20 protein-coding genes are annotated in these 21,701 nt (G+C 59.1%); 15 read left to right on the top strand and 5 right to left on the bottom strand.

The window, feature by feature from the left end:
* Positions 1-45: 45 nt before the first annotated feature.
* Both GOX45_RS08455 and GOX45_RS08450 read right to left on the bottom strand, forming a co-directional pair.
* Entirely contained in the window at positions 46-3,831 is a 3,786-nt protein-coding gene (locus GOX45_RS08455) for an efflux RND transporter permease subunit (protein WP_171099850.1), read from the bottom strand.
* A complete protein-coding gene (locus GOX45_RS08450) occupies positions 3,828-5,057 on the bottom strand; it encodes an efflux RND transporter periplasmic adaptor subunit (RefSeq protein WP_171099848.1) in 1,230 nt (409 codons plus the stop codon). The genes GOX45_RS08455 and GOX45_RS08450 overlap by 4 nt, the downstream gene beginning before the upstream one ends.
* A 226-nt stretch (positions 5,058-5,283) precedes the next feature.
* Here GOX45_RS08450 and GOX45_RS08445 point away from each other — a divergent pair, with 226 nt between their 5' ends.
* The 5 genes from GOX45_RS08445 (at position 5,284) to GOX45_RS08425 (ending at position 10,654) form a co-directional block, all read left to right on the top strand.
* Positions 5,284-5,955: a tetratricopeptide repeat protein gene (locus tag GOX45_RS08445; RefSeq protein WP_171099846.1), complete on the top strand. Its 672-nt coding sequence runs from the start codon at positions 5,284-5,286 to the stop codon at positions 5,953-5,955.
* Positions 5,956-5,997: 42 nt separating this feature from the next.
* Entirely contained in the window at positions 5,998-7,320 is a 1,323-nt protein-coding gene (locus GOX45_RS08440; protein ID WP_171099844.1) for a PQQ-like beta-propeller repeat protein, read from the top strand.
* A gap of 49 nt (positions 7,321-7,369) precedes the next feature.
* Positions 7,370-8,833 (top strand): ribosome biogenesis GTPase Der, encoded by a 1,464-nt coding sequence (gene der / locus GOX45_RS08435; RefSeq protein WP_171099842.1) that lies wholly within the window; start codon positions 7,370-7,372, stop codon positions 8,831-8,833.
* A gap of 166 nt (positions 8,834-8,999) precedes the next feature.
* Positions 9,000-9,986 (top strand): fatty acid desaturase, encoded by a 987-nt coding sequence (locus GOX45_RS08430; RefSeq protein WP_171099840.1) that lies wholly within the window; start codon positions 9,000-9,002, stop codon positions 9,984-9,986.
* An 89-nt stretch (positions 9,987-10,075) separates the two neighbouring features.
* On the top strand, positions 10,076-10,654 hold the full coding sequence (locus GOX45_RS08425; protein WP_171099838.1) for a helix-hairpin-helix domain-containing protein: 579 nt from the start codon (positions 10,076-10,078) through the stop codon (positions 10,652-10,654).
* A gap of 54 nt (positions 10,655-10,708) precedes the next feature.
* Here GOX45_RS08425 and serS read toward each other — a convergent pair whose 3' ends face one another.
* Positions 10,709-12,001 (bottom strand): serine--tRNA ligase, encoded by a 1,293-nt coding sequence (gene serS, locus GOX45_RS08420; protein ID WP_171099836.1) that lies wholly within the window; start codon positions 11,999-12,001, stop codon positions 10,709-10,711.
* An 85-nt stretch (positions 12,002-12,086) separates the two neighbouring features.
* Positions 12,087-13,745 (bottom strand): mechanosensitive ion channel family protein, encoded by a 1,659-nt coding sequence (locus GOX45_RS08415; protein ID WP_171099834.1) that lies wholly within the window; start codon positions 13,743-13,745, stop codon positions 12,087-12,089.
* A gap of 200 nt (positions 13,746-13,945) precedes the next feature.
* Here GOX45_RS08415 and yajC point away from each other — a divergent pair, with 200 nt between their 5' ends.
* The 10 genes from yajC to GOX45_RS08365 all read left to right on the top strand — a co-directional run bounded on the left by yajC (position 13,946) and on the right by GOX45_RS08365 (position 20,939).
* On the top strand, positions 13,946-14,230 hold the full coding sequence (gene yajC / locus GOX45_RS08410) for a preprotein translocase subunit YajC (RefSeq protein ID WP_171099832.1): 285 nt from the start codon (positions 13,946-13,948) through the stop codon (positions 14,228-14,230).
* A 33-nt stretch (positions 14,231-14,263) separates the two neighbouring features.
* Positions 14,264-15,925 (top strand): protein translocase subunit SecD, encoded by a 1,662-nt coding sequence (gene secD, locus GOX45_RS08405; RefSeq protein ID WP_171099830.1) that lies wholly within the window; start codon positions 14,264-14,266, stop codon positions 15,923-15,925.
* 2 nt (positions 15,926-15,927) lie between these two features.
* Positions 15,928-16,902 (top strand): protein translocase subunit SecF, encoded by a 975-nt coding sequence (gene secF, locus GOX45_RS08400; RefSeq protein WP_171099829.1) that lies wholly within the window; start codon positions 15,928-15,930, stop codon positions 16,900-16,902.
* The gene (locus GOX45_RS08395; protein ID WP_171099826.1) at positions 16,895-17,641 is read left to right on the top strand and encodes a sulfite exporter TauE/SafE family protein; all 747 of its coding nucleotides are present in this window, start codon (positions 16,895-16,897) and stop codon (positions 17,639-17,641) included. Before secF ends, GOX45_RS08395 begins: the two co-directional genes overlap by 8 nt.
* Before the next feature lie 8 nt (positions 17,642-17,649).
* Positions 17,650-18,003, top strand: coding sequence for an Mth938-like domain-containing protein (locus GOX45_RS08390; protein ID WP_171099824.1), 354 nt, complete (start codon positions 17,650-17,652; stop codon positions 18,001-18,003).
* Positions 18,004-18,148: 145 nt separating this feature from the next.
* Positions 18,149-18,763 (top strand): heme ABC exporter ATP-binding protein CcmA, encoded by a 615-nt coding sequence (gene ccmA / locus GOX45_RS08385; RefSeq protein WP_171099822.1) that lies wholly within the window; start codon positions 18,149-18,151, stop codon positions 18,761-18,763.
* The gene (ccmB, locus tag GOX45_RS08380; protein ID WP_171099821.1) at positions 18,760-19,416 is read left to right on the top strand and encodes a heme exporter protein CcmB; all 657 of its coding nucleotides are present in this window, start codon (positions 18,760-18,762) and stop codon (positions 19,414-19,416) included. Before ccmA ends, ccmB begins: the two co-directional genes overlap by 4 nt.
* Positions 19,417-19,478: 62 nt before the next feature.
* The gene (locus GOX45_RS08375) at positions 19,479-20,252 is read left to right on the top strand and encodes a heme ABC transporter permease (RefSeq protein WP_171099819.1); all 774 of its coding nucleotides are present in this window, start codon (positions 19,479-19,481) and stop codon (positions 20,250-20,252) included.
* Positions 20,249-20,407, top strand: a complete 159-nt coding sequence (gene ccmD / locus GOX45_RS08370; protein WP_171099817.1) for a heme exporter protein CcmD — start codon at positions 20,249-20,251, stop codon at positions 20,405-20,407. Before GOX45_RS08375 ends, ccmD begins: the two co-directional genes overlap by 4 nt.
* Positions 20,400-20,939 (top strand): DsbE family thiol:disulfide interchange protein, encoded by a 540-nt coding sequence (locus GOX45_RS08365; RefSeq protein WP_171099815.1) that lies wholly within the window; start codon positions 20,400-20,402, stop codon positions 20,937-20,939. Before ccmD ends, GOX45_RS08365 begins: the two co-directional genes overlap by 8 nt.
* Positions 20,940-20,947: 8 nt before the next feature.
* Here the strand turns inward: GOX45_RS08365 and GOX45_RS08360 are convergent, their stop codons facing one another.
* Positions 20,948-21,649: an SDR family NAD(P)-dependent oxidoreductase gene (locus tag GOX45_RS08360; protein WP_171099813.1), complete on the bottom strand. Its 702-nt coding sequence runs from the start codon at positions 21,647-21,649 to the stop codon at positions 20,948-20,950.
* Positions 21,650-21,701 lie beyond the last annotated feature (52 nt).

Below are 21,701 nucleotides of genomic sequence, written 5' to 3'. Positions count from 1 at the left end.
AAACAGGGCCTGCCATTGGCAAGCCCTGTGATCAATGCAGAGGGGTCATTCAGCCGCGCGAAGCGGTGGGCCGGAGGGTAAGTCCAACTCGGGGTCGCGCGGTTTGCTTGGGGGCGGGGCCTCGCCCTCGGTCCATACAATTTCTGTCGATTGCATGTTGCGGGCGGTGCGTCCGATGGCCATGTCGCGTGCGATCTGGCTGGACCGGCCTGCGGTGACCCGCGCAAGCGACTTGGCGATCCAGACGATATAGGTGGTCACCCAGACCCGCAGCGCCAGCAGCGAGGGCGTCACAATCAGCGTCAGCACCGTGGCGGTGCCCAGGCCAAAGACCACTGCGGTGGCCAGCTGTTTCCACCACAGCGCGGTGGGGCTGTCGATCGAATAGCCGCCGCCAATAAAGTCCAGCGACAGGCCGAACATCATCGGTGTCAGGCCCGCCATGGTGGTCAGTGTGGTCAACAGAACCGGACGAATCCGCGCCTCGGCCGTGCGCACGATGGCATCGATCCGGGGCATATAACGGCTGTATTCCTGATAAGTGTCGATCAGAACGATATTGTTGTTCACCACGATCCCCGCCAGCGCCACGATGCCTGTACCGGTCATGATGATCGAGAAGGGCTGTTCCATCACGATCATGCCGATCAGAACACCGGTGGTCGACAGGACCACGGCCAGCAGGACCAGAACCGAGTTGTAGAACGAGTTGAACTGCGCCAGCAGGATCACGAACATCAGGCCCAAAGCGGCCAGGAACGCGCTGGACAGGAAGGCCTGGCTTTCGGCCTGATCTTCCTGGTCACCGGTCCATTCCCAGGACACAGAACTGGCGAAGGGCGACGTGTTAAGCCATTCGGTCAGAACCGCGATCCGTTCGTTCGGGTTGACCAGGGAAAACCGCGCGTCGCCATCATCGATCATTGCGCGCAGGGCGCCCACGCTGTCCGCTCCGGTCAGTTGCACCAGTTCATAGGTTTTACCGTCTGCGCTGGTGATCACGGTGCCCGCAGGCTCGGCCCCGTCGGCCAATTCGCGAACCAGAGCCTGACGTTGCTCGGACCCGTCCGCGCCAGTGGTGACCACTTTGCTGAGGCCAGGTTCAACATCCGCCTTCACGTCATAGTACCGCTGCTGATCCACACGGTTGATCTGCGCCAGCTTTGCGACCGGCTTGCGGGTCACAAAGTTCGACAGCGGAACCAACCCGTCCGGTGTGCGTACTTTGAGCGTATCGAGCGTAGACAAGACGCGATCCTGATCGGGCAGACGGACGCGGATCTCGATCTCCTCGTCGGTGCTGTCGGGGCGCATCTCACCCAGCAGGATGCCGCGCGTGACCAGTTGCACCATGGCACCCACCGTGGCCACATCCGCGCCAAAGCGACCGGCCTTGGCCACATCCACGTCGATCTGCCAGTCGATGCCGGGCAGGGGCAATGTGTCTTCGATCTTGATCAGGCCCGGTGTGTTGTCGAACACCTCGCGCGCCGCCAGCGTGGCCGAGGTCAGATCCTCCCAGCCTTCGCCCTTAATGCGCAGATGAACGGGCTTGGCCGAGGCCGGGCCTTGTTCCAGCGGCAGGATTTCGACGACAAAACCGGGCAGTTGCGCCAGCTGCGCGTTCAGCTCATCAATCACAAAGTCGCCGTCAAATTCAGGCGCGACGAAATGCCGGTCAAACAGACCCCAGAACACGGATTCCGAGACGTTCGGGCGGTCTTCCCAGGGGATGATCTCGAACTGAACCTGGCCGATTGTATCGGCAGGCGGTTGGGCTCCACCATTGTTCTGGTTCAGTCCGCCTTCGCCAGCGAAGGCAAAGACGTTGATCACCGCAGGGTGGGCCGCGATGACCTCTTCTGCGGCCAGAACCAGTTGGTCTTTTTCAGCCAGCGATACGTTGCCGCGTGCGCGGACATAGGCGGTGGCCTGCTCTGGTTCGCTTTCGACAAAGAACTCCACACCGCGGGATTCCTGCGGGAACCAGACGAAGGTGACGTAGAATACCACCCCGAACACAGCCGCCAACGACACCAGCGGCATCACCGGGTTGCCAACGAGGAATTTCATCAGATAGCCGAACGGCGTGTGTTCCTTCGTGGTTTGGATACGCTCTTCGCGGTTGCGTTCGATCTTTGCCGCGCTCAGCGTTACCGAACCTGCAAAAGCGCCGAACAGGAACAGGAGCGCCCCCAACACGACCCCGCCGCCGGGCACCAGATAGTCAGGGTTCAGCATCTGCATCGCGCCCAGGAAGATCATGTAAAGCGCCGGGGGCACCAGCAGCGCCCGGACCCACCACGGTGTGCGTGCCCGCAGCCAGTTCGAAATACGATCAAATACGCGGCTCAGGCGGCCCGATACCCCGCCCATCACAGGCAGATAGATCAGAGCCACGATCAGCGAGGCCGAGAGAACAAAGATCAGCGTGACGGGCAACATGCCCATGAACTCACCGGGCACACCGGGCCAGAACAACATGGGCAAGAAGGCACAGAGGGTTGTGGCGGTGGATGAAACAATAGGCCAGAACATGCGCTGCGCTGCCTCGACATAGGCGTGCATCGGGCCCACGCCCTCTTTGATGCGCTTGTCGGCGTATTCCACGACCACGATAGCACCATCGACCAGCATTCCGACGGCCAGAATCAGACCGAACATCACGATGTTCGAGATCGTAACGCCCATTACGGCAAGGAAGGCAAAACACAGCAGAAACGAGGTGGGGATCGCAAAGCCCACCAGCAGCGCTGCCCTTGTGCCCAGTGACGCCAGCACCACGATCATCACCAGTGCGATCGCCGTCAGAACCGAGCCTTCAAGCTGTCCGACCATTGACGCAACGATACGGCTTTGGTCATTCGAGGTGCCCAGGGTGACGGCAGCCTGTAGCTCGGGCGGCCATTTCGTCTGCGCCTCGGCGATGGTCTCTTTCACCAGTGCGACTGTGTCGATCAGGTTGAAGCCCTTACGCTTGACCACCTGCAAAGCTACAGTTGCTTCGCCATCAAAACGGGCCGTACCTTCGCGATCTTCGAATGTGTAATTGATCTGCGCCAGCTCGCCCAAGGTAACCACCCGGTCACCATTGACCTTGATGGGCAGACCATAGACATCCTGCGCGGTCTTGAACGACGAGGGGATCTTGACCGAGAATGTCCCTTGCGCTGTTTCCACCTCACCCGCCGCGATCAATTGGTTGTTGTTCTGCACAACATTGATCAGCTCTGCTGCGGTGACGTTGTAAGATTCCAGTCGAAGCGGGTCGATCACGACCTCAAGCATCTCATCGCGGTTGCCCGCAATACCGGCCTCAAGCACCGCGTCAAGCGCTTCAAGCTCGTCCTGCAAATCTTTGGCTACGCGGGCCATAGTCCGCTCGGGTACGGCACCGGTCAGATTGACGATGACAATGGGGAATTCCGAGAAATTGATCTCGGTCAGCGTGTATTGTTCGGCCCCGGCGGGGAAATCCGCCTGCGCGCTGTTCATGGCATCGCGTACGTCGGCGGTAATGGCCGTTTTGTCCCAACCAAAGTCGAACTCGAGCGCGACACCGGCATAGCCTTCGGCAGCGGTGGCGGTCATTTCCTTCAGACCGTCCAGATCGGCCAACTCGGTCTCCATCGGTTTGACAAGCAGGCTTTCTGAATCTTCTGCCGAAATACCGGGGAATTGCACCGATACAAAGAGAGCCGGGATTTCGATATCCGGCTCACCTTCTTTGGGCAGACTGACATAGGCAAATCCGCCGATGATCAGCGAAATCGCAATAAAGGCCAGGACCATCCTGGCACGATCTGCAGCCCAACTGACAACACCGGTCATTGCGACGCTTCCCGATAGGTGGGCGCGACCTGGACGCCGCGCGTGACAAATTCCTGGCCGACAACAATAACATCAGCCGTTTCGGCCAGCCCTCCGACCCAGACGCCTTCGGACGTGTCGCGCAGCAGACGGATGGGCATGAAGTCCACCACGTTGCCAGCGCCCACGGTTCTGACACCCAATGTGCCATCGTTGTTCAGGGTAAGAGCCGATTGTGGCAGCTTGTGGGCTTTCACGCCTTCCGCCGCGATCTGAATGTCAGCCGTCTGGCCATCCCGGATCAGAAGCTCGGGGTTTGGAACGGTGATTTCCACTTCGAACGTGCGGGTCGTTTCATCGGCGGAACGGCTCAGGAAGGTGACACGACCTTCGACTTGCAGACCTGTTACCAGCTGCGCCTGCGCCATCGAGCCGACAAGGATGCGGTTTACCTCGGTTTCCGGGACAAAACCCACAAGTTTGATCGGGTTCAGCTGGATCACGGTGGCGCAAAGCGATCCGGGCTGCATCAGGCTGCCCAGCTCGGCGGTGTCACTTTCCAACAAACCACGGAAAGGAGCTTTGATGGCAAGTCGAGCCATTTCGCGCTGCGCGGCAGCGACCTCGGCACTTGCGGCTTCGATACCTGCTTGCGTTGCCTCAAGTCCGGCCTCGGCAGATTTCACACCGGCAAGGGCAGAACTCATCGCAGCTTCACTTGAAATACGGCGCGTTTCCGACCCGAACCCTGTCTCAGAGAGTTTACGGGCAGCCTTCAGATTGATGTCCGCCTCGGCCACAAGTGCGTGGGCTTCTTCAAGGCGGGCTTCGGCTTCGGGTACACGGCTTTCGGCCTCGAGTTGAGCGGCCAATGCCTCGGCAAGACTGGCCTGACGCGTGCCAACGTCGAGTTCGCACAACAAATCGCCAGCCTCAACAAAGGCGCCTTTGCGTTTTGGCTCGGATACAACCGTCGATGTCGTTTCTGCCAGAACTTCGACCTGACGGTTCGCCTTGGTCTGCCCGCGCAACTGAACGGCACTGCCGATTTCCTGGGCGGTGGAGCGCACGACAACGACTCCAATCGCGTTTTCAGACGACGCCGTAACGTCAGCTTCGGCAGATGCGGGTATCTCTGTTTCTGAGTCTTCGCGTCCGGCAAAGGCAAACAATGCATCACGCTCGAACACTACGAAATAGAGCACGGTGATGACCAATGCGGCGTTTACGAATGAAATCAAACGCATGTGAAGCCTCTCAAACATCTACAGTCGGAAAAACAAAGACTCAGTATGCCATGAAGTGGGGTCAGAATCCCAATTTGTCCATACTGAACTGAATAGTTCGGTTTAGTTTTTTTAGCAAGCCCTGCGGCTGTAGGGGGAAATGTGAGGAAACCGACCCTTGGCTTGCCCAAAGCACCGGGGTATGACATGGCGCTAGGAAATTGAGAAATACAGCCTGGGGGCGGGGATGAGCGACGTCGACAGTTTCATTGATGAGGTCACCGAAGAGGTGCGCCGCGACCGCATGTATCTGCTGCTGCGGCGATGGGGCTGGGTCGGCGTGGTCGCCGTTGTGGCCATCGTTGGTGGGGCCGCCTTCAACGAATACCGCAAAGCCAGCAAAGCGGCGCAAGCTGAGGCGCTGGGCGACTCCATATTGGCCGCGTTGCAGCAAAACAACTCGGCCGAGCGCGCCAACAGCCTTCAAGCCGTGGTCACAGAGACACCCGGAGAAGACGCAATCTTGAAGATGCTTCTGGCCGAGTCGCAGGTTCAAAACGACAATCTTGACGCAGCGGTCGCCAACCTGAACGCGGTCGCCGTTCAGGGCGACCTGCCGGAAATCTACCGCGCAATGGCCACTTTCAAAGCATTGTTGCTTCAATCGGAAAGCCTGCCTGCGGCGGATCGCCGGCAACAATTCGAAGCATTGACCGCGCCAGGTGCGCCATTGCGGCTGTTGGCCGAAGAACAGATAGCTCTGATAGATGTGGCTGAGGGCAATACCCAAGCTGCTCTGGATCGTCTGCAAACCCTGCGTCAGGACGCTGAAGCCAGCACCAGCTTGCAACAGCGCGCGGCGCAGATGATTGTCGCCTTGGGGGGCGAGCCCGAGCCGGTTGTGGCCCCGCAGGGCTAACCGGCGATCAGAGGAAGAAATGACAGGCGGGTTCAAAGACACATGGTAACACGACTTTTCCCACGCTTCGGCCTCGCGACTGCGGCGCTGGCCCTGACGGTGCTGAGCGCCTGTGAAGAACCCGAGATCATTCTGCCCGGCCCGCGTGAGGATATTCGGCCCGTCATCGACAACGAAACGATAGCCATATCCGGGGCCAGCCCGATCAGCCTTCCGGCCCAGACCAACAATGCGAGTTGGGCACAAAGCCCGGGCACTCAGGCATTCCGCACCACCCATGCCGCGCTCAGTTCTGCGCCTCAACGGATCTGGTCAGCCTCGATTGGCAAAGGGGATAGCCGAAAAGAGCGGATCACAGCGGACCCGGTTGTTGCTGGGGGGCTGATCTATACGCTGGATTCGGGCGCGACCGTCTCGGCGGTGAATGCGCAAGGGCAGGTTGCCTGGCAGACCGGTCTGATCCCGGCCAGCGAGAAAGAGGGCGACGCCACGGGCGGCGGCATGGCCTATGCAAATGGTGTGCTCTATGTCTCGTCCGGGTTTGGTCGTCTCACGGCAATTGATGCGCAATCCGGTGCGATCCGCTGGCAGAAACGCCTGAATGCGACCGGCAGCGGAGCGCCGCTGGTCAGCGATGGGTTGCTTTATGTTGTTGCAGGCGATGAAACCGCTTGGGTGGTCGATACCAAAGACGGGCGCATCGCCTGGCAGATTCAGGGTACGCCCAGCGTCGGCAATGTGCTGGGCGCGCCTGCTCCGGTGCTCGCCTCTGATCTGGCTGTCTTTGCCTTTGGCTCGGGCGACATCGCGGCCGCGTTCCGCCGGGGTGGTATTCGCCGCTGGAACGCATCGGTTGCAGGCGGGCGGCGCGGACGCGCTGCGGCGCTGATCGTCGATGTAACCGGCGGGCCGATGGTTGTTGGCAACACTGTCTATATCGGTAATCATTCTGGCCGGACTGTCGCGTTAGACGGCGCCACGGGTGAGCGGAACTGGACCGCGCTGGAAGGGGCTGTTGATACCGTCTGGCCTGCGGGCAACAGCATATTCCTGATCAGTGACCGCAGCCAGCTGGTGCGTCTTGACGCGGCGGACGGTTCGATCGTGTGGGCACAGGACTTGCCGGGTTTTATCAAGGACAAGCCCGGTCGGCGTGGTCCGATTGTGGCCCATTATGGCCCGATCCTGGCCGGTGGCCGCATCGTGATTGCCTCAAACGATGGTTTTTTGCGGTTCTTCAACCCGGTTGACGGAGCGCTTGTGCATCAGGTCGAGGTGCCGGGTGGGGCAACCACCGCGCCGGTTGTGGCGGGGCAGACGCTCTATGTCGTGTCGACCAAGGGTGATCTACACGCTTTCCGTTGACCGCAAGATGCGCTAAAGGGCGCATCTTGAGTCTTGAAAGTTGAGTATCATGTCGCTGACCCTCGCCATCGTGGGGCGCCCGAATGTGGGCAAATCCACCTTGTTCAACCGCCTTGTGGGCAAACGTCTGGCCTTGGTCGACGACCAGCCTGGCGTGACGCGCGACCTGCGCGAAGGCGAAGGCCGTCTGGGCGATCTGCGCTTTACCGTGATTGATACCGCCGGGCTTGAGGATGCAACCGATGACAGCCTGCAAGGCCGGATGCGCCGCCTGACCGAACGTGCGGTTGATATGGCTGATGTCTGCCTGTTCATGATCGATGCGCGCTCCGGTCTGACCCCAACCGACGAGATGTTCGCCGAAATCCTGCGCAAACGCGCCAAGCATGTGATCCTGGCGGCCAACAAGGCCGAAGGGTCGGCGGCAGATGCCGGTGTGCTTGAAGCCTATAACCTTGGGCTTGGAGAACCTGTGCGCCTGTCGGGCGAACATGGCGAAGGGATGACCGACCTCTATGCGCAGCTGATGCCTTTGGCCGATGCAGCGGCCGAGACGGCGCAGGACGACACACCGGAAACCGATATCGAGCTGGACGAAGATGGTGAGGGCGATGCGCCGCTGATCTCGGACGCCAAGCCATTGCAAGTGGCCGTGGTGGGCCGCCCGAACGCAGGCAAATCGACGCTGATCAACAAGATCATCGGCGAAGATCGCCTGCTGACGGGCCCCGAGGCCGGGATTACCCGCGACGCGATCAGCTTGCGCGTCGACTGGGCTGACCCGGATGGCGGCAGCACGCCAATGCGGATTTTCGACACCGCCGGAATGCGCAAAAAGGCCAAGGTGCAGGAGAAACTTGAGAAGCTCTCGGTCTCGGACGGGCTGCGCGCGGTGAAATTTGCCGAAGTTGTGGTGGTTCTGCTGGACGCGGCCATTCCGTTCGAACAGCAGGACTTGCGCATTGCTGATCTGGCCGAGCGCGAGGGCCGTGCCGTTGTGGTGGCCGTGAACAAATGGGACGTTGAGGATAACAAGCAGGAGAAACTGCGTGATCTGAAAGAATCCTTCGAACGTCTGTTGCCGCAGCTGCGCGGCGCCCCCCTGATCACAGTATCAGCCAAGACGGGTCGGGGGCTAGAGCGTCTGCGCGCCGCGATCCTGCGCGCCCATGACGTCTGGAACCGTCGTGTGCCAACCGCTGCGCTGAACCGCTGGCTGACGGCGATGCTGGAGCAACACCCGCCACCCGCCCCTCAGGGCCGCCGTATCAAACTGCGCTATATGACCCAGGCCAAGACACGGCCGCCGGGTTTTGTTGTCATGTGCTCGCACCCGGACAAGATGCCCGAAAGCTATAGCCGCTATCTGGTCAACGGGCTTCGTGAAGATTTCGATATGCCCGGAACTCCGATCCGCCTGACGCTGCGCGGGCAGGGCGACAAGAACCCCTATAAGGGCCGGCGCAAGAAAAATGCCGGCGCACTGGCCAAGCATCTGAAAGGACGGGCGTAACCGCGCCAATTTTCAGCATTTTTGTTCTCAGGGCGTGACAGGCTAGTGTCATCGCGATACCCTTAACCTGCGCGCCTCCCGTTTTGCGTGCAAGCTGCTTGTCTGCGGGTCAACCGCATCTAGTTTGAAAGGTGAATTGGCCGGGCCACTGTGGGGACAGGACTGGATGGATCTGAGAGAATACACAAGACAATACGCAGTGCAGGACAATCGACTGGCTGCGTTGAGCTATTTTGGAACCTTTGCGGTGTATTTCGCGTCGCTGGCGCTGGCGATCGCCTATGTTCACCAGTGGTACATCATGCTGCCCGCAGGCATCGTCTTTGCCTTTTCCGCTGTGCGTCTCTATGTGCTTCAGCATGATTGCGGCCATCATTCCCTGTTCGAAACACGCGCGCAAAATGAATGGGCCGGGCATGGTTTGTCGCCCTTCACCTTTGCCCCCTTTGAGGTGATGAAGCAGAACCACAACCTGCATCATTCGGGCATTGGCAACCTGGAGCATCGCGAAACCGGTGAAATTCACACCATGACATTGCGGGAATGGAACGCAGCCGACTGGAAAACGCGCCTGTTTTACAGGCTTTATCGCAATCCGTTCATCCTTGTACCGGTAGGCGCTCTGTTCACCTATTTCATTCGCTATCGCTGGCCCAAGAATACGCTGCGCTTTGGTGTGACCGGAGTTATTCTGCACAACCTGTCCATCGTGGTTTTCCTTGGGCTGCTCTATCTGATCGCCGGAGCAACCGGCGTGCTGGTCTGGCTGGTCTTTTCCTTTGTGGGCGGGATGCTGGGCGTCTTTCTGGTGTATCTGCAACACAATTTCGAGGACACCTATTGGGACCGTAGACCCGAATTGGATCCGAAAATTGCAGCGCTTCAAGGCTCGTCCGCGCTGGATTTCGGGTGGTGGTTCGACAATGCGGTGGCGTGTATCACGCTGCATGACATCCACCATTTCAACGCGCGCATCCCATCCTACCGGTTGCGGGCCTGCCACTATAACCTGCCCGAAGAGTACACCCCGCGGCGGATCAAATTCCCCGAGGCGGTGGCGGCTTTGAACCTGAAACTTTGGGATGAGGATGCCAAACGCCTGGTGCCATTTCCAAAGCCCGACTCAGACATCAGGTTGGCGCAGAGCAGTTAGCAGCGAAACTTCTATTCAAGGCATAGGCTTGCGCAAGTGTATATGCTGTGTATATACCATTGCCTGAGACGTTAGTGAGAGGACCAACAATGACAGCAGTTACCGAGGTGCGCGGAGTGGGGTCAGCATTGGCTCAGGCTTTGAGTGGTGCCGGTTTCAAGACGGCCGAAGACCTGGCCAAGGCCACACCTGAGGATCTGCTGAAGGTTCCACGTATCGGTTCCGCGCGTGCGGTTGCTCTGATCGCGGCTGCGAAAGAGGCGGGTCAGACGAAACCGGTGGCCAAGGCACCGGCCACGCGCAAGCCCGCTGCACGCAAACCCGCGACCAGATCGGCGACGCGCCGGTCCACTGCGCCAGCCCGCGCCACTGCTGCTGCCAAAAAGGCGGCGGCGGAAAAGAAAGCGGCCGAGCAGAAAGCAGCGGAAGAAAAGGCAGCGGCAGAAAAAGCTGCAGCAGAAAAGGCTGCTGCCGAGGCGAAGGCCAAGAAAAAGGCCAAGGCCAAAGCCAAGGCCGAAAAAGCCGCCAAAAAGAAATCCGAGATCGAAACCGCCTTCAAGAAAGCCAAAGAGAAGGTGAAGGAAAAGTCCAAGAAGGACAAAAAGTCCAAATCGAAGGACAAGAAAAAATCGGATAAGAAAAAGGATAAGAAAAAGGCGAAGAAGTAAACCTTCCTCGCCCGTTGTATCGGAACCGGTTCGTCTGCCGACGCGCCGGTTTTCTTATGTCAGCGTTCCGTCCGCTGTCAGAGTACGTTTGCCACCCAGATAGGGCGCCAGCACTTCGGGCAGGGTGACAGTGCCGTCTGCATTCTGACCGTTTTCCAAGACCGCAATCAGGCAACGGCCGACGGCCAGGCCCGAGCCGTTCAGCGTGTGAACATATTCCGGCTTGCCACCACTTTCGGGGCGGAAACGCGCGTTCATGCGGCGGGCCTGAAAGGCGCCGGTGGTCGAGACCGAGCTGATCTCGCGATACGCGCCCTGACCGGGCAACCAGGCTTCGATATCGAAGGTCCGACGCGCGCCAAAGCCCATATCCCCGGTGCACAGGACAACGGTGCGATAGGGGATGCCCAACTGCTCCAACAAATCCTCAGCGCAGCGCAGCATGCGTTTCTGCTCCTCATCGGATTTGTCCGGATGGGTGATCGAGACCATCTCGACCTTTTCGAACTGGTGCTGGCGCAGCATCCCGGCGGTATCCTTACCAGCGCTGCCAGCCTCGGACCGGAAACAGGCGGTATGGGCGGTCATGCGAATGGGCAGGGCGGCTTCGTCCAGAATGTCACCCGCCACCGAATAGGTCAGGGTAACCTCGGACGTGGGGATCAACCACCAGCCATTGGTGGTTTGATAGCTCTCTTCGCCGAATTTCGGCAGTTTGTCGGTGCCGTACATCGCCTCGTCCCGGACCAGAACCGGAACTTGCATTTCGGTCAATCCGTTCTTGTCGATATGGGTGTCCAGCATGAACTGAGACAGCGCGCGGTGAATGCGTGCGACGCCTTTGGACAGGTTCACAAAGCGGCTGCCGCTGGTCTTGGCCGCTGTTTCGAAATCCATGCCGGCAGCTACGGCAGGGATTTCATAGTGCTCTTTTGGCTCGAAATCGAACGCGCGTGGTGTGCCCCAGCGGCTGACCTCGACATTGTCGTCTTCGTCAGCCCCTTGCGGGACGTCATCGGCAGGCAGGTTGGGAATGCGCGCAAGTTGATCGGTCAGCAGAGCATCAAGGTCCTTGGCCTCGGTCTGCATTCGAGCGATCTCGGCCTTCTTCTCGGCGACCAAGGCGCGCAACCGCTCAAACTCGGCCTCATCTCCGCGACCCTTGGCAGCGCCGACCTCTTTGCTGGCCTTGTTCTGTTCGGCCTGCGCGGTTTCAGCTGCCAGGATCTTGGCCCGGCGGCTCTCGTCCAGTCGCAACAGATCTGACGACACCGGCGCGTCCCCACGGCGCGCAAGGGCGGCGTCGAAGGCGGCAGGGTTTTCGCGAATGGCGCGGATGTCGTGCATATCTCAGATCCTTGATAGGTGAATCACTGAAGCTGCTTATGCACCATATGGCTGCAAGGGTGTAGCACTGGTTGCCCAAATTGCGCTAACTGTCTGGCACCCCTTGCTGATGTGCCAGATGACCGTCCCATTCTTCGGCCGGTATCTTGGGTTCGGGCGGGTCCGCCATGTAAGAGGGCGTCATGATCTGAACGTTGTTCTCATTGAACACGGCCACGATGTTACGATGCAGATCTGATCTGATTTTGGGAATAATACTGCCCCGTGTGGTATAGCCGTTGATCTGATAGTTGATCGCGTAATCCGCCAGCGCGGTCCACAGTACAAAGGGTTCGGGCTTGGCCTTGAGACCCTTGGTGCGATTGGCGGCTTCGACCAGCATCGCCTCGACCTTCTCGGGCGGTTCTTCGTATCCGATCCCAACCGTGGTATGCAGCAACAACCCGCTGCCGTCGGTCTTTTTCGAATAGTTCACCACATCCGAGTTCATCAGCTGCCCGTTCGGGATCGAGATCAGCTCATTCTTGATGGATTTCAGATGTGTCTCCATCAGTTTGATTTCGACCACATCCCCAATATGTTCACCGATCTGAATCCGATCACCGATCGAGGTTGACCGGCGATAGATCACAAACAGGCCCGCCAACATATTTGACACGACCGAGTTCGCTCCGAGCGACAGCATCGCGCCAACCAGAATGGTCAGTCCTTGGAACGCTGCCGAATCCGAGCCGGGTATATAGGGCACCGCAAAGACCAATGCGATCAAAACGATGACGACGCGTGCGATATTGAAGGTCGGGTTGACCCAGTGTTTTTCGAAGTCTCCCAGGTCGAACGTGCCGGCTTCGACCGCATCAAAAAACACTCGCAAGCCTTTGATAATGTATAGTGTAATCCACGAGATAATCCCCAGCATGATCAGGTTGGGAATGTAGCTGAGAATGCCCTTGAAGATCAGCAGAACCGGTTCGGTCAAATAGGTCAGCAGCAGCTGGGCAAGGTACCTTGTCTCGGCAAAGGCCATAAGGACAAAGGTCAGGTAATAGTAAAAACCCAGGAAGAAGATGATGAGCAGCAAAAAGTTCAAAGCATAGCGGATCAGGGCAGCAATCGCTTCGGCCTGAACGCTCTTGGCCGTAGCGGTCTCGACATCCTTGAGATAGCGCTTCACCACTTTCAGCGTGCGGCGTCTAATGCGTCTATGCAGCCAAAGGATGACCACCACAAAGACAGCAAAACCGATGGTCCAAACACCGGCTTCAATCGCGCCCGAAACCAAGGCTTCGTCGGTCCGGTTGGCGCGGTAGGTGGTAATCGCTTCTTCGATGGCCTGCCCATGCAAAAAGCTCAGGACATCCAATTCCATCTGGTCCAGTTCGGCATCCGCTACCGTAACGATCGATACCATAACACCATCGGCCAGGATGCGCGTGCCTAATTCTGTGTCTTCAAAAGTGATTTCGACGTCCGTGTCGTCGGACGCCTCGGCGACTTGGATTATCGCGTTTTGCACGGTCTCTGCCCGTTCTGGCGCAGGCAGCGCGCTGGAGCCGCGCAAGAAAAACAGCATATCCCCATCAATGATCACCGGGGCCTTGAAACTGTCGCTTTCGCTGTCTGCAGGTTCGGGCAGTTCCGGCGGCACCTCTTGTGCGTAGATTGATGTCGAAACCATGATTGAAAGAACCACGGTCGAAATCAAAAGCCTAAGCAATCGGAAGGGGTTATAAGTGCTTCTCATTGCATCTCCTGAGCGGAAAGTATATCGAAACCCGCATATTTTCCTAGCAGTTTTCTGAGCTTGTTCGTTCTTCAAAGCGAAGACCGCGAAAAGAGTTGCCGCGCCAGAGTGCCGCCTTACCTTGCAAAGCCACGGATCAACGCATAGGTTCCGGCCAAATTTGCGGACAGCTCCGCATCCACAGAATAAAGGAATATCCCATGGAAGGTGGCGCAATCGCCCAGTTTCTCCCGCTGATCCTGATTTTCGGGATCATGTATTTCCTGCTGATCCGTCCGCAGCAGAAAAAGATGAAAGAGCACAAGGCCATGGTGGATGCTCTGCGGCGCGGGGATCAGGTTGTGACCCAAGGCGGGCTGATCGGCAAAGTTGCCAAGGTCAAGGATGACGGAGAGCTTGAGGTCGAAATTGCCGATGGCGTCAAGGTTCGTGTGGTGCAGGCCACCATTGCTCAGGTCCTGAACAAAACCGAACCTGCGAAGTAACTTCGCGCGATGCTCCGTTGAAAAGGCAGGGTAATGCTGCAAATTGATACCTGGAAGCGGGTTCTGATCTGGTCGGTCTGCGTGATCGGCCTTTTTATGGCTCTGCCGAATGCGTTTTACACACGCGTCGAAACGTCGAACGACGCCAAGGCCGCGATTGAGCTTGGCGTGGACACGCCGGAAAATCAGGCCGAAGCGGCGGAATGGCCCAATTGGTTGCCCTCATCGCTTGTCAACCTGGGCCTCGACCTGCGCGGCGGTGCGCATCTGCTGGCCGAAGTAAAGGTCGAGGATGTCTACGAATCCCGGATGGAGGCGATGTGGCCGGAAATCCGCGACGCGTTGCGGGATGAGCGTGCGACGGTTGGCACTATCCGTCGGCAGGAATCGCCCCCAGACCAGATCCGTCTGCGCATCAGCCAGCCCGAGGGAATGCCCCGCGCGCTTGAAGTGGTGCGCGGTCTGGCCCGTCAGGTGCAAACGCTCAGCGGCGTGGGCGCCACCGATATTGAAGCGCGGGCGCAGGGTGACACAATCATCGTGCAGCTGTCCGAAGCCGAGAAGCTGGCCACTGATGATCGGACCGTGCGGCAATCGCTTGAGATCGTCCGCCGCAGGATCGACGAGGTTGGCACGCGCGAACCCACGATCCAACGTCAGGGCGCGGATCGTATCCTGATTCAGGTCCCCGGAATCGGCAGCGCCGGTGAGCTGAAAGAGATCATCGGAACCACGGCACAGCTGACGTTCAACCCGGTTTTGGGGCGCGGAACGGATGAGAACGCCTCGGTTGGAATAGGTGAGAAGCTTGCACCGTCTTTGGATGAGCCTGACGTCTACTACAACTTGGATTCATCGCCGGTTGTTACTGGCGAAGAACTGGTCGATGCCCAGCCCGCCTTTGACCAGAATGGTCGTCCGGCGGTCAGCTTCCGGTTCAACACATCCGGCGCGCGTAAATTCGGCGACTATACACTGGAAAACATCGGTGCGCCCTTCGCCATCGTTCTGGATGATGAGGTGATCTCGGCCCCGGTGATCCAAAGCCATATCCCGGGCGGATCGGGCATCATCACCGGCAATTTCACCGTCGAGGAAAGCACCAACCTGGCCGTGTTGCTGCGGGCAGGGGCCTTGCCTGCGGAACTGGAGTTCCTCGAAGAACGCACCATCGGCCCGGAACTGGGGCAAGACAGTATCGACGCCGGTAAAGTCGCCACCATCGTGGCCTTTGTCGCGGTTCTGGCCTTCATGGGCCTCAGTTACGGCCTATTCGGCGTCTTCGCCAATATCGCGCTGATCATCAACGTTGGGCTTCTCTTTGGCCTGCTGTCGCTGATCGGGGCCACGCTGACCTTGCCGGGTATCGCAGGGATCGTGCTGACCGTCGGCATGGCGGTGGATGCCAACGTGCTGATCTTTGAGCGCATCCGGGAAGAGCTGAAATCGGCCAAAGGCCCAGCCCGTGCCATTGAGCTGGGCTATGAAAAGGCGCTGTCGGCCATTCTGGATGCCAACGTCACCACATTCATCACCGCCGTGATCCTGTTTGCCATGGGCAGCGGTCCCGTGCGCGGCTTTGCCATCACATTGGGCTTGGGTATTCTCACCTCGGTCTTCACTGCGATCTTCGTGACCCGTCTGATGATCGTGATGTGGTTCGAACGCCGCCGCCCCAAAACGATCGAGGTTTGATCATGAGACTGAAACTCGTCCCCCAACAAACCTCGTTCGATTTCTTTAGCCGCTGGAAGGTCTGGTTGGGCATCTCGGGCCTGATGATGGTCATCGCCTTTGCGTCCTTCATGCTGCAAGGGCTGAATTTCGGTATTGATTTCCGAGGTGGGACCACGATCCGCACCGAAAGTACGCAGCCGATTGATGTCGGGGCATACCGTGATGCCATAGCTCCGTTGGAATTGGGAGATGTCTCGATCACCGAGATCTTTGACCCAACCTTTGGCCCCGATGAGCATGTCGCAATGATCCGCATACAGGCCCAGGAAGGGGCCGAAGCGGTAAGCGCCGATATGATCACGCAAGTCGGTGAAGTTCTTGCCGCTGCCGATGCGGGGTTGAAACTGCCTTTTGAATCCGTCGAATCCGTCGGCCCCAAAGTCTCGGGCGAGTTGATCCAGACCGCCGTTATCGCGGTGGTTCTCGCGATTGGCGCGGTCTTGGTCTATATCTGGCTGCGCTTTGAATGGCAGTTCGCACTGGGCGCGGTGGCCGCATTGGTGCACGATGTGATCCTGACCATCGGCATCTTCTCGGAACTGCAAATCCGCTTTGACCTCGCCATCATCGCGGCCCTTCTGACCATCGTGGGTTACTCGTTGAATGACACCGTGGTGGTCTTTGACCGCGTGCGCGAAAACCTGCGGAAATACAAAAAGAAAGACCTCAAAGAGGTACTGAACATCTCGATCAACGAAACCCTCAGCCGGACGGTGATGACCTCGGTGACCACATTGCTGGCGCTGATCTCACTTTATGTGCTGGGCGGTGACGTGATCCGGGGCTTTGTCTTTGCGATGATCTGGGGCGTGATCGTGGGCACTTATTCGTCGGTCTTTGTGGCCTCGACCATTCTGCTGTGGCTGGGGGTCAAGCGCGACTGGTCGAAACCGTCAAACACGGCGGGCAACCAATTCGCAAATATCGATGCCTGAGCTTTTCGGCCAGTCCCCACAGGGGCTGGCCATAATCATAGTCGGAGCGTTGCTGGGCGGCATCGTCCGCGGCTTCTCCGGCTTTGGCACTGCATTGGTCTTCCTACCCATCGCAAGCCCATTCTTGGGCCCGTTTGGTGCCATTATCGCTTTAGTGATCATGGATGTCTTTGGCCCCCTGCCAAATCTGCGCCGCGCCTGGGCGGATGTGAACAAACCCGATCTCGCCCGCCTGCTGCTGGCTTGCGGCCTGATTTTACCTATGGGTCTCTGGCTGCTCGGTCGAACCGAGCCCGAGGTCTTTCGCTATGTGGTCAGTGGGTTGTCGCTGACGATGCTGGTTATCTTGATCTTTGGCCTGCGCTATCGCGGGACTGTCACCGGCCCGATGGTCTTTGGCACGGGTGCCGCTGCCGGGTTCCTGGGAGGTATCGCGGGGCTGCCAGGCCCTGCGGTGATCCTGTTCTACATGTCGCGCCCGCTGCCCGTTGCGGTGATCCGCGCCACGATCCTGCTCTTCCTCTTGGGCTTCGACGTCCTGATGCTGGGTTATCTGACCGGGATGGGAGAACTCAGTTGGACAACCGCATCGCTGGGCCTAGTGCTGGCAATCCCGAATGTGGTGGGTAACCTGCTGGGCGGCTGGGTCTTCCGCCCCGAAAAGGAACATCTCTATCGCGGTGCAGCCTATGTGGTCATCGCCGCCGCCGCCTTGTCTGGCCTGCCAATTTGGAGCTAGAAAGACCTATGCGATTGAACGAAATCACCTATAGCGATGCAAAGCCCGTCGACGGATACGGCCCCGGTTTCTTCCGCATCGGGGGCACTGTCCACGACGGCGCGGTCCTTACTGGCCCCACCGGTACTTCTGCCTGGGGCGGCCTCAGCGACGCGGACCTGCTGCTTGAACTGACCACCCACGTGGATGTCATCCTGATCGGAACCGGGTCCGAGATGGCGCATATCCCGTCAGACCTGCGCAGCCAGTTGGAATCCGCGGGCCTGGGCGTCGAAATCATGAACTCCCCCGCCGCCTGCCGCACCTATAATGTGCTTCTGTCGGAAGGACGCCGCATAGCGCTCGCTCTACTTCCCGTCTGACGAGATTCGCCTTCATCTGGCTGAAATCACCCGATGGTGTACGAGGGACTGGCCGCTCACGCCGTCCCGCACCAACCACAGCCGGAGGTATTCCTGCGGCAAATCCCACCTTTTGCGCGGCCCAACAATCAGTTAAGCGGGTTTCATGACGCTAAAGGTTTCCGATCTGGCCATCGCCCGTGGTGGCATCCCTGTGCTCGAAGGGCTCAGCTTTACGCTGCACCCGAGCGCGGTGCTGATCCTACGCGGGCCCAACGGGATCGGAAAAACCACGCTCTTGCGCACCCTGGCCGGATTGCAGCCCGCCTTGTCAGGGCAGATCGCTGGGGCAGAGGACCAGATAGCCTATGCCTCACACGCGGACGGAATTAAGCCAACCCTGACCGTGACCGAGAATCTTAGATTCTGGGCCTCGGTCTTCGGCACCGCAGATATCAACCCGGCGCTGCAAGCCTTTGCTCTGAGCGACCTCGCGCACCGCCCCGCCGGGCAGCTCTCGGCCGGGCAAAAGCGGCGCTTGGGTCTGGCGCGCATGCTGGTCACGGGCCGTCCGATCTGGATCTTGGATGAGCCCACGGTCTCGCTGGACCAAAATGCCGTGACGCTGTTTGCCGACGTCATCCGCGAACATCTGGGGCAGGGCGGTTCGGCCCTGATCGCAACCCATATCGACCTTGGTCTCGACGCCAAGGTTTTGGAGCTGGCGCCCTTCAAAGCCAAACCAAAACCGATCGACGACACGGATGGAGGGTTCCTGTGATCGCCCTGCTGCTGCGTGACCTCAAACTCGCCATCCGGGCTGGAGGCGGGTTCGGCCTGGGTCTGGCCTTTTTCCTGATCGTCACCATCCTGGTTCCCTTTTCGGTTGGGCCGCAATCGGCGCTGCTCGCCACAATTGCACCGGGTGTTCTGTGGCTTGGCGCGCTCCTGGCCTGTCTTCTATCCCTCGACCGACTGCTGGCGCTGGATTGGGAGGACGGCTCGCTTGATCTGCTGGCCACCGCCCCACTGCCACTGGAAGGCGTTGTTTCGATCAAGGCGCTGGCGCATTGGATCACCACCGGGCTGCCCCTGGTTCTGGCCGCGCCGGTTCTGGGTGTGCTGCTCAGCCTGCCCGGACAGGGCTATGTCTGGCTGGTGATCTCACTCTTGCTGGGCACCCCGGCGCTCAGCGTGATCGGAACCTTCGGAGCAGCCCTGACCGTGGGGCTGAAGCGCGGTGGCTTGCTGCTGTCGCTTCTGGTTCTGCCGCTTTACGTCCCCACACTGATCTACGGGGCCGAGGTCGCCCGACGCGGCGCCATCGGCATGGAGGTTGAAACCCCCTTGCTGATGCTGGCTGGCATAACCGCAGCCACCGTAGCGCTGCTGCCTTTTGCCAGCGCGGCGGTTTTACGGGTCAATCTTAGGTGACAAGTGGGCGCGATTGATTGATGTCAATTGAGAACCGGGCCGAGTCAGACTAGATACAGCACATGACAATTGCAGCCAAAGCCAACTCTGTTTGGGAATACGCCAACCCCAAGAAATTCCTGGCGACCAGTGAACGCGTCTTGCCGTTCTTCTGGGTTACCTCTGCGCTGTGCGTGGGGATCGGGCTGATCTGGGGGTTCTTTTTCACCCCCGATGACTACAAGCAGGGCTCGACCGTCAAGATCATCTATTTGCATGTGCCCTCTGCGCTGATGGCAATCAATTGCTGGCTGATGATGCTGGCAACCTCATTGATCTGGCTGATCCGCCGTCACCATGTCAGCGCTCTGGCCGCACGCGCCGCAGCACCGGTTGGCATCGTGATGACCTTGATCGCTCTGGCGACCGGAGCAATCTGGGGGCAGCCGATGTGGGGGACATGGTGGGCCTGGGATCCGCGTCTGACCTCGTTCCTGATTCTGTTCCTGTTCTACCTGGGCTATGTGGCTTTGTGGCAGGCGATTGATGACCCCGACACCGCCGCAGATTTGACATCGATCCTGTGCCTCGTTGGCTCGGTCTTTGCGTTTCTCAGCCGCTATGCAGTCAATTTCTGGAATCAGGGGTTGCATCAGGGTGCGTCGGTGATGCGGGCCAGTGCAATCACGGGCACCGACACAGAGGAAAAAGTCTCCAACGTCTTCTTCTATCCCTTACTGCTCTGCATCATTGGCTTTGTCCTGCTGTTCATCGCGCTTGTGCTCTATCGCACCGGCACCGAAATTCGCGCCCGACGCATGCGGGCACTGTTGGCACGTGAAAGGGTAGGTGGATGATCCCCGATCTTGGAAAATACGCTGACACGGTGCTGTCAGCCTATGCGGTCTCGATCCTGCTGTTGATCGGGTTGGTGGTCTTCAGCCTTCTCCGCGGTCGCAAGGTGCGCACCCAGATGGAGCAGGTCGAGCAGAGGGTCACCCGAAATGGCTAGGATCTCACCCCTGATGATCGCGCCGCCGCTGATCTTTGGCGCTTTTGCCGTTCTGGCCGGGATCGGCATGTTCCGCGATGACCCCGACGCGTTGCCCTCTGCGCGCGAAGGGCAACCCGCACCACCTGTGGTACTCACACCTTTTGCCGACAAGACGGGCTTTGATGACGCCACGCTGCGCGACGGAGAGGTAAAGCTGGTCAATTATTGGGCCAGCTGGTGTGCGCCGTGCCGGGCCGAACACCCAAACCTGCAAGCTCTGTCGGATGAGGGCATTCCGGTCTATGGCGTCAACTACAAGGATCAGCCCGATAATGCGCAGGCCTTCCTGAATGAACTGGGCGATCCCTATGCGGGCATCGGTACTGATGCGCAGGGTCGCATGGCGCTGGATTGGGGCCTTTACGGCGTGCCCGAAACCTATGTGATCGACGGTGACGGCACTATCATCCTGCGCTTTGCCGGCCCCATCACCCAGCGGGTGATCGCAAGCACAATCCGTCCGGCGCTTGAAAAAGCTGCGCAAAACTGAACGTTACGCTAAAGGCGATACCCTCCGCCCACGCCCAGAATTTCGCCAGTAATGAAATCGGCCGCATCCGAGGCCAAAAACCGTACTGCCTTTGCGATATCCTCGGGCCTGCCAATTCGGCCCAGCGCTGTGTCCTTGACAAAGAGCGCGGTTAATTCCTCTGGCCGGGGGGCTTCGGGAATGTTGATCGCACCCGGTGCAACAGCATTCACGCGGATCCCCTCCGGGCCCAGCTCTTTTGCCATGGCGCGGGTCCACAGGTTCAGCCCCGCCTTGCTGGCCCCGTAGGTCGCGGCCCCGCGCGGGGGCAGGACGGCGTTGATTGATGAGATATTGACGATCGCCGCGCCTGCTTTCAAATGCGGCAGCGCGGCAGAAAGCAAGGCCGCGGGAACTGACAGGTTCAAATCCAAAATGGCCTGCTGGTCCTGCCAGTTAAACGCCTCTTTCGGCAACATCAGCACGGCACCGGCATTGTTCACAATCACGTCCAGCCGCCCGAACCGCGCAATCACCTGCGCTACAACAGCCTCTGCCTGGCCTTCCTCAGTCAGATCAGAGCGAATCGCCAAAGCGTTGCCTTGCAGCAGATCCTCCGACGGCTCCGAGTTCAGATAGGTAAACGCAACCTGATGATCGCGCCTCAGCTCTTCGACAATCGCACGCCCAATGCCGCGCGCGCCGCCTGTGATCAATGCAACTTTGTCCATGCGCTCATCACATCGACAAAATCGCGAAAAATCAACTTCTTCTGTTCAAAAA

Origin of the sequence: Ruegeria sp. HKCCD7255, from assembly GCF_013031565.1 — a bacterium.
In the GTDB taxonomy this organism is placed as follows: domain Bacteria; phylum Pseudomonadota; class Alphaproteobacteria; order Rhodobacterales; family Rhodobacteraceae; genus Ruegeria.
Note: the sequence above shows the minus strand (reverse complement) of the source record. Positions and strands in the feature narration are given on the sequence as shown.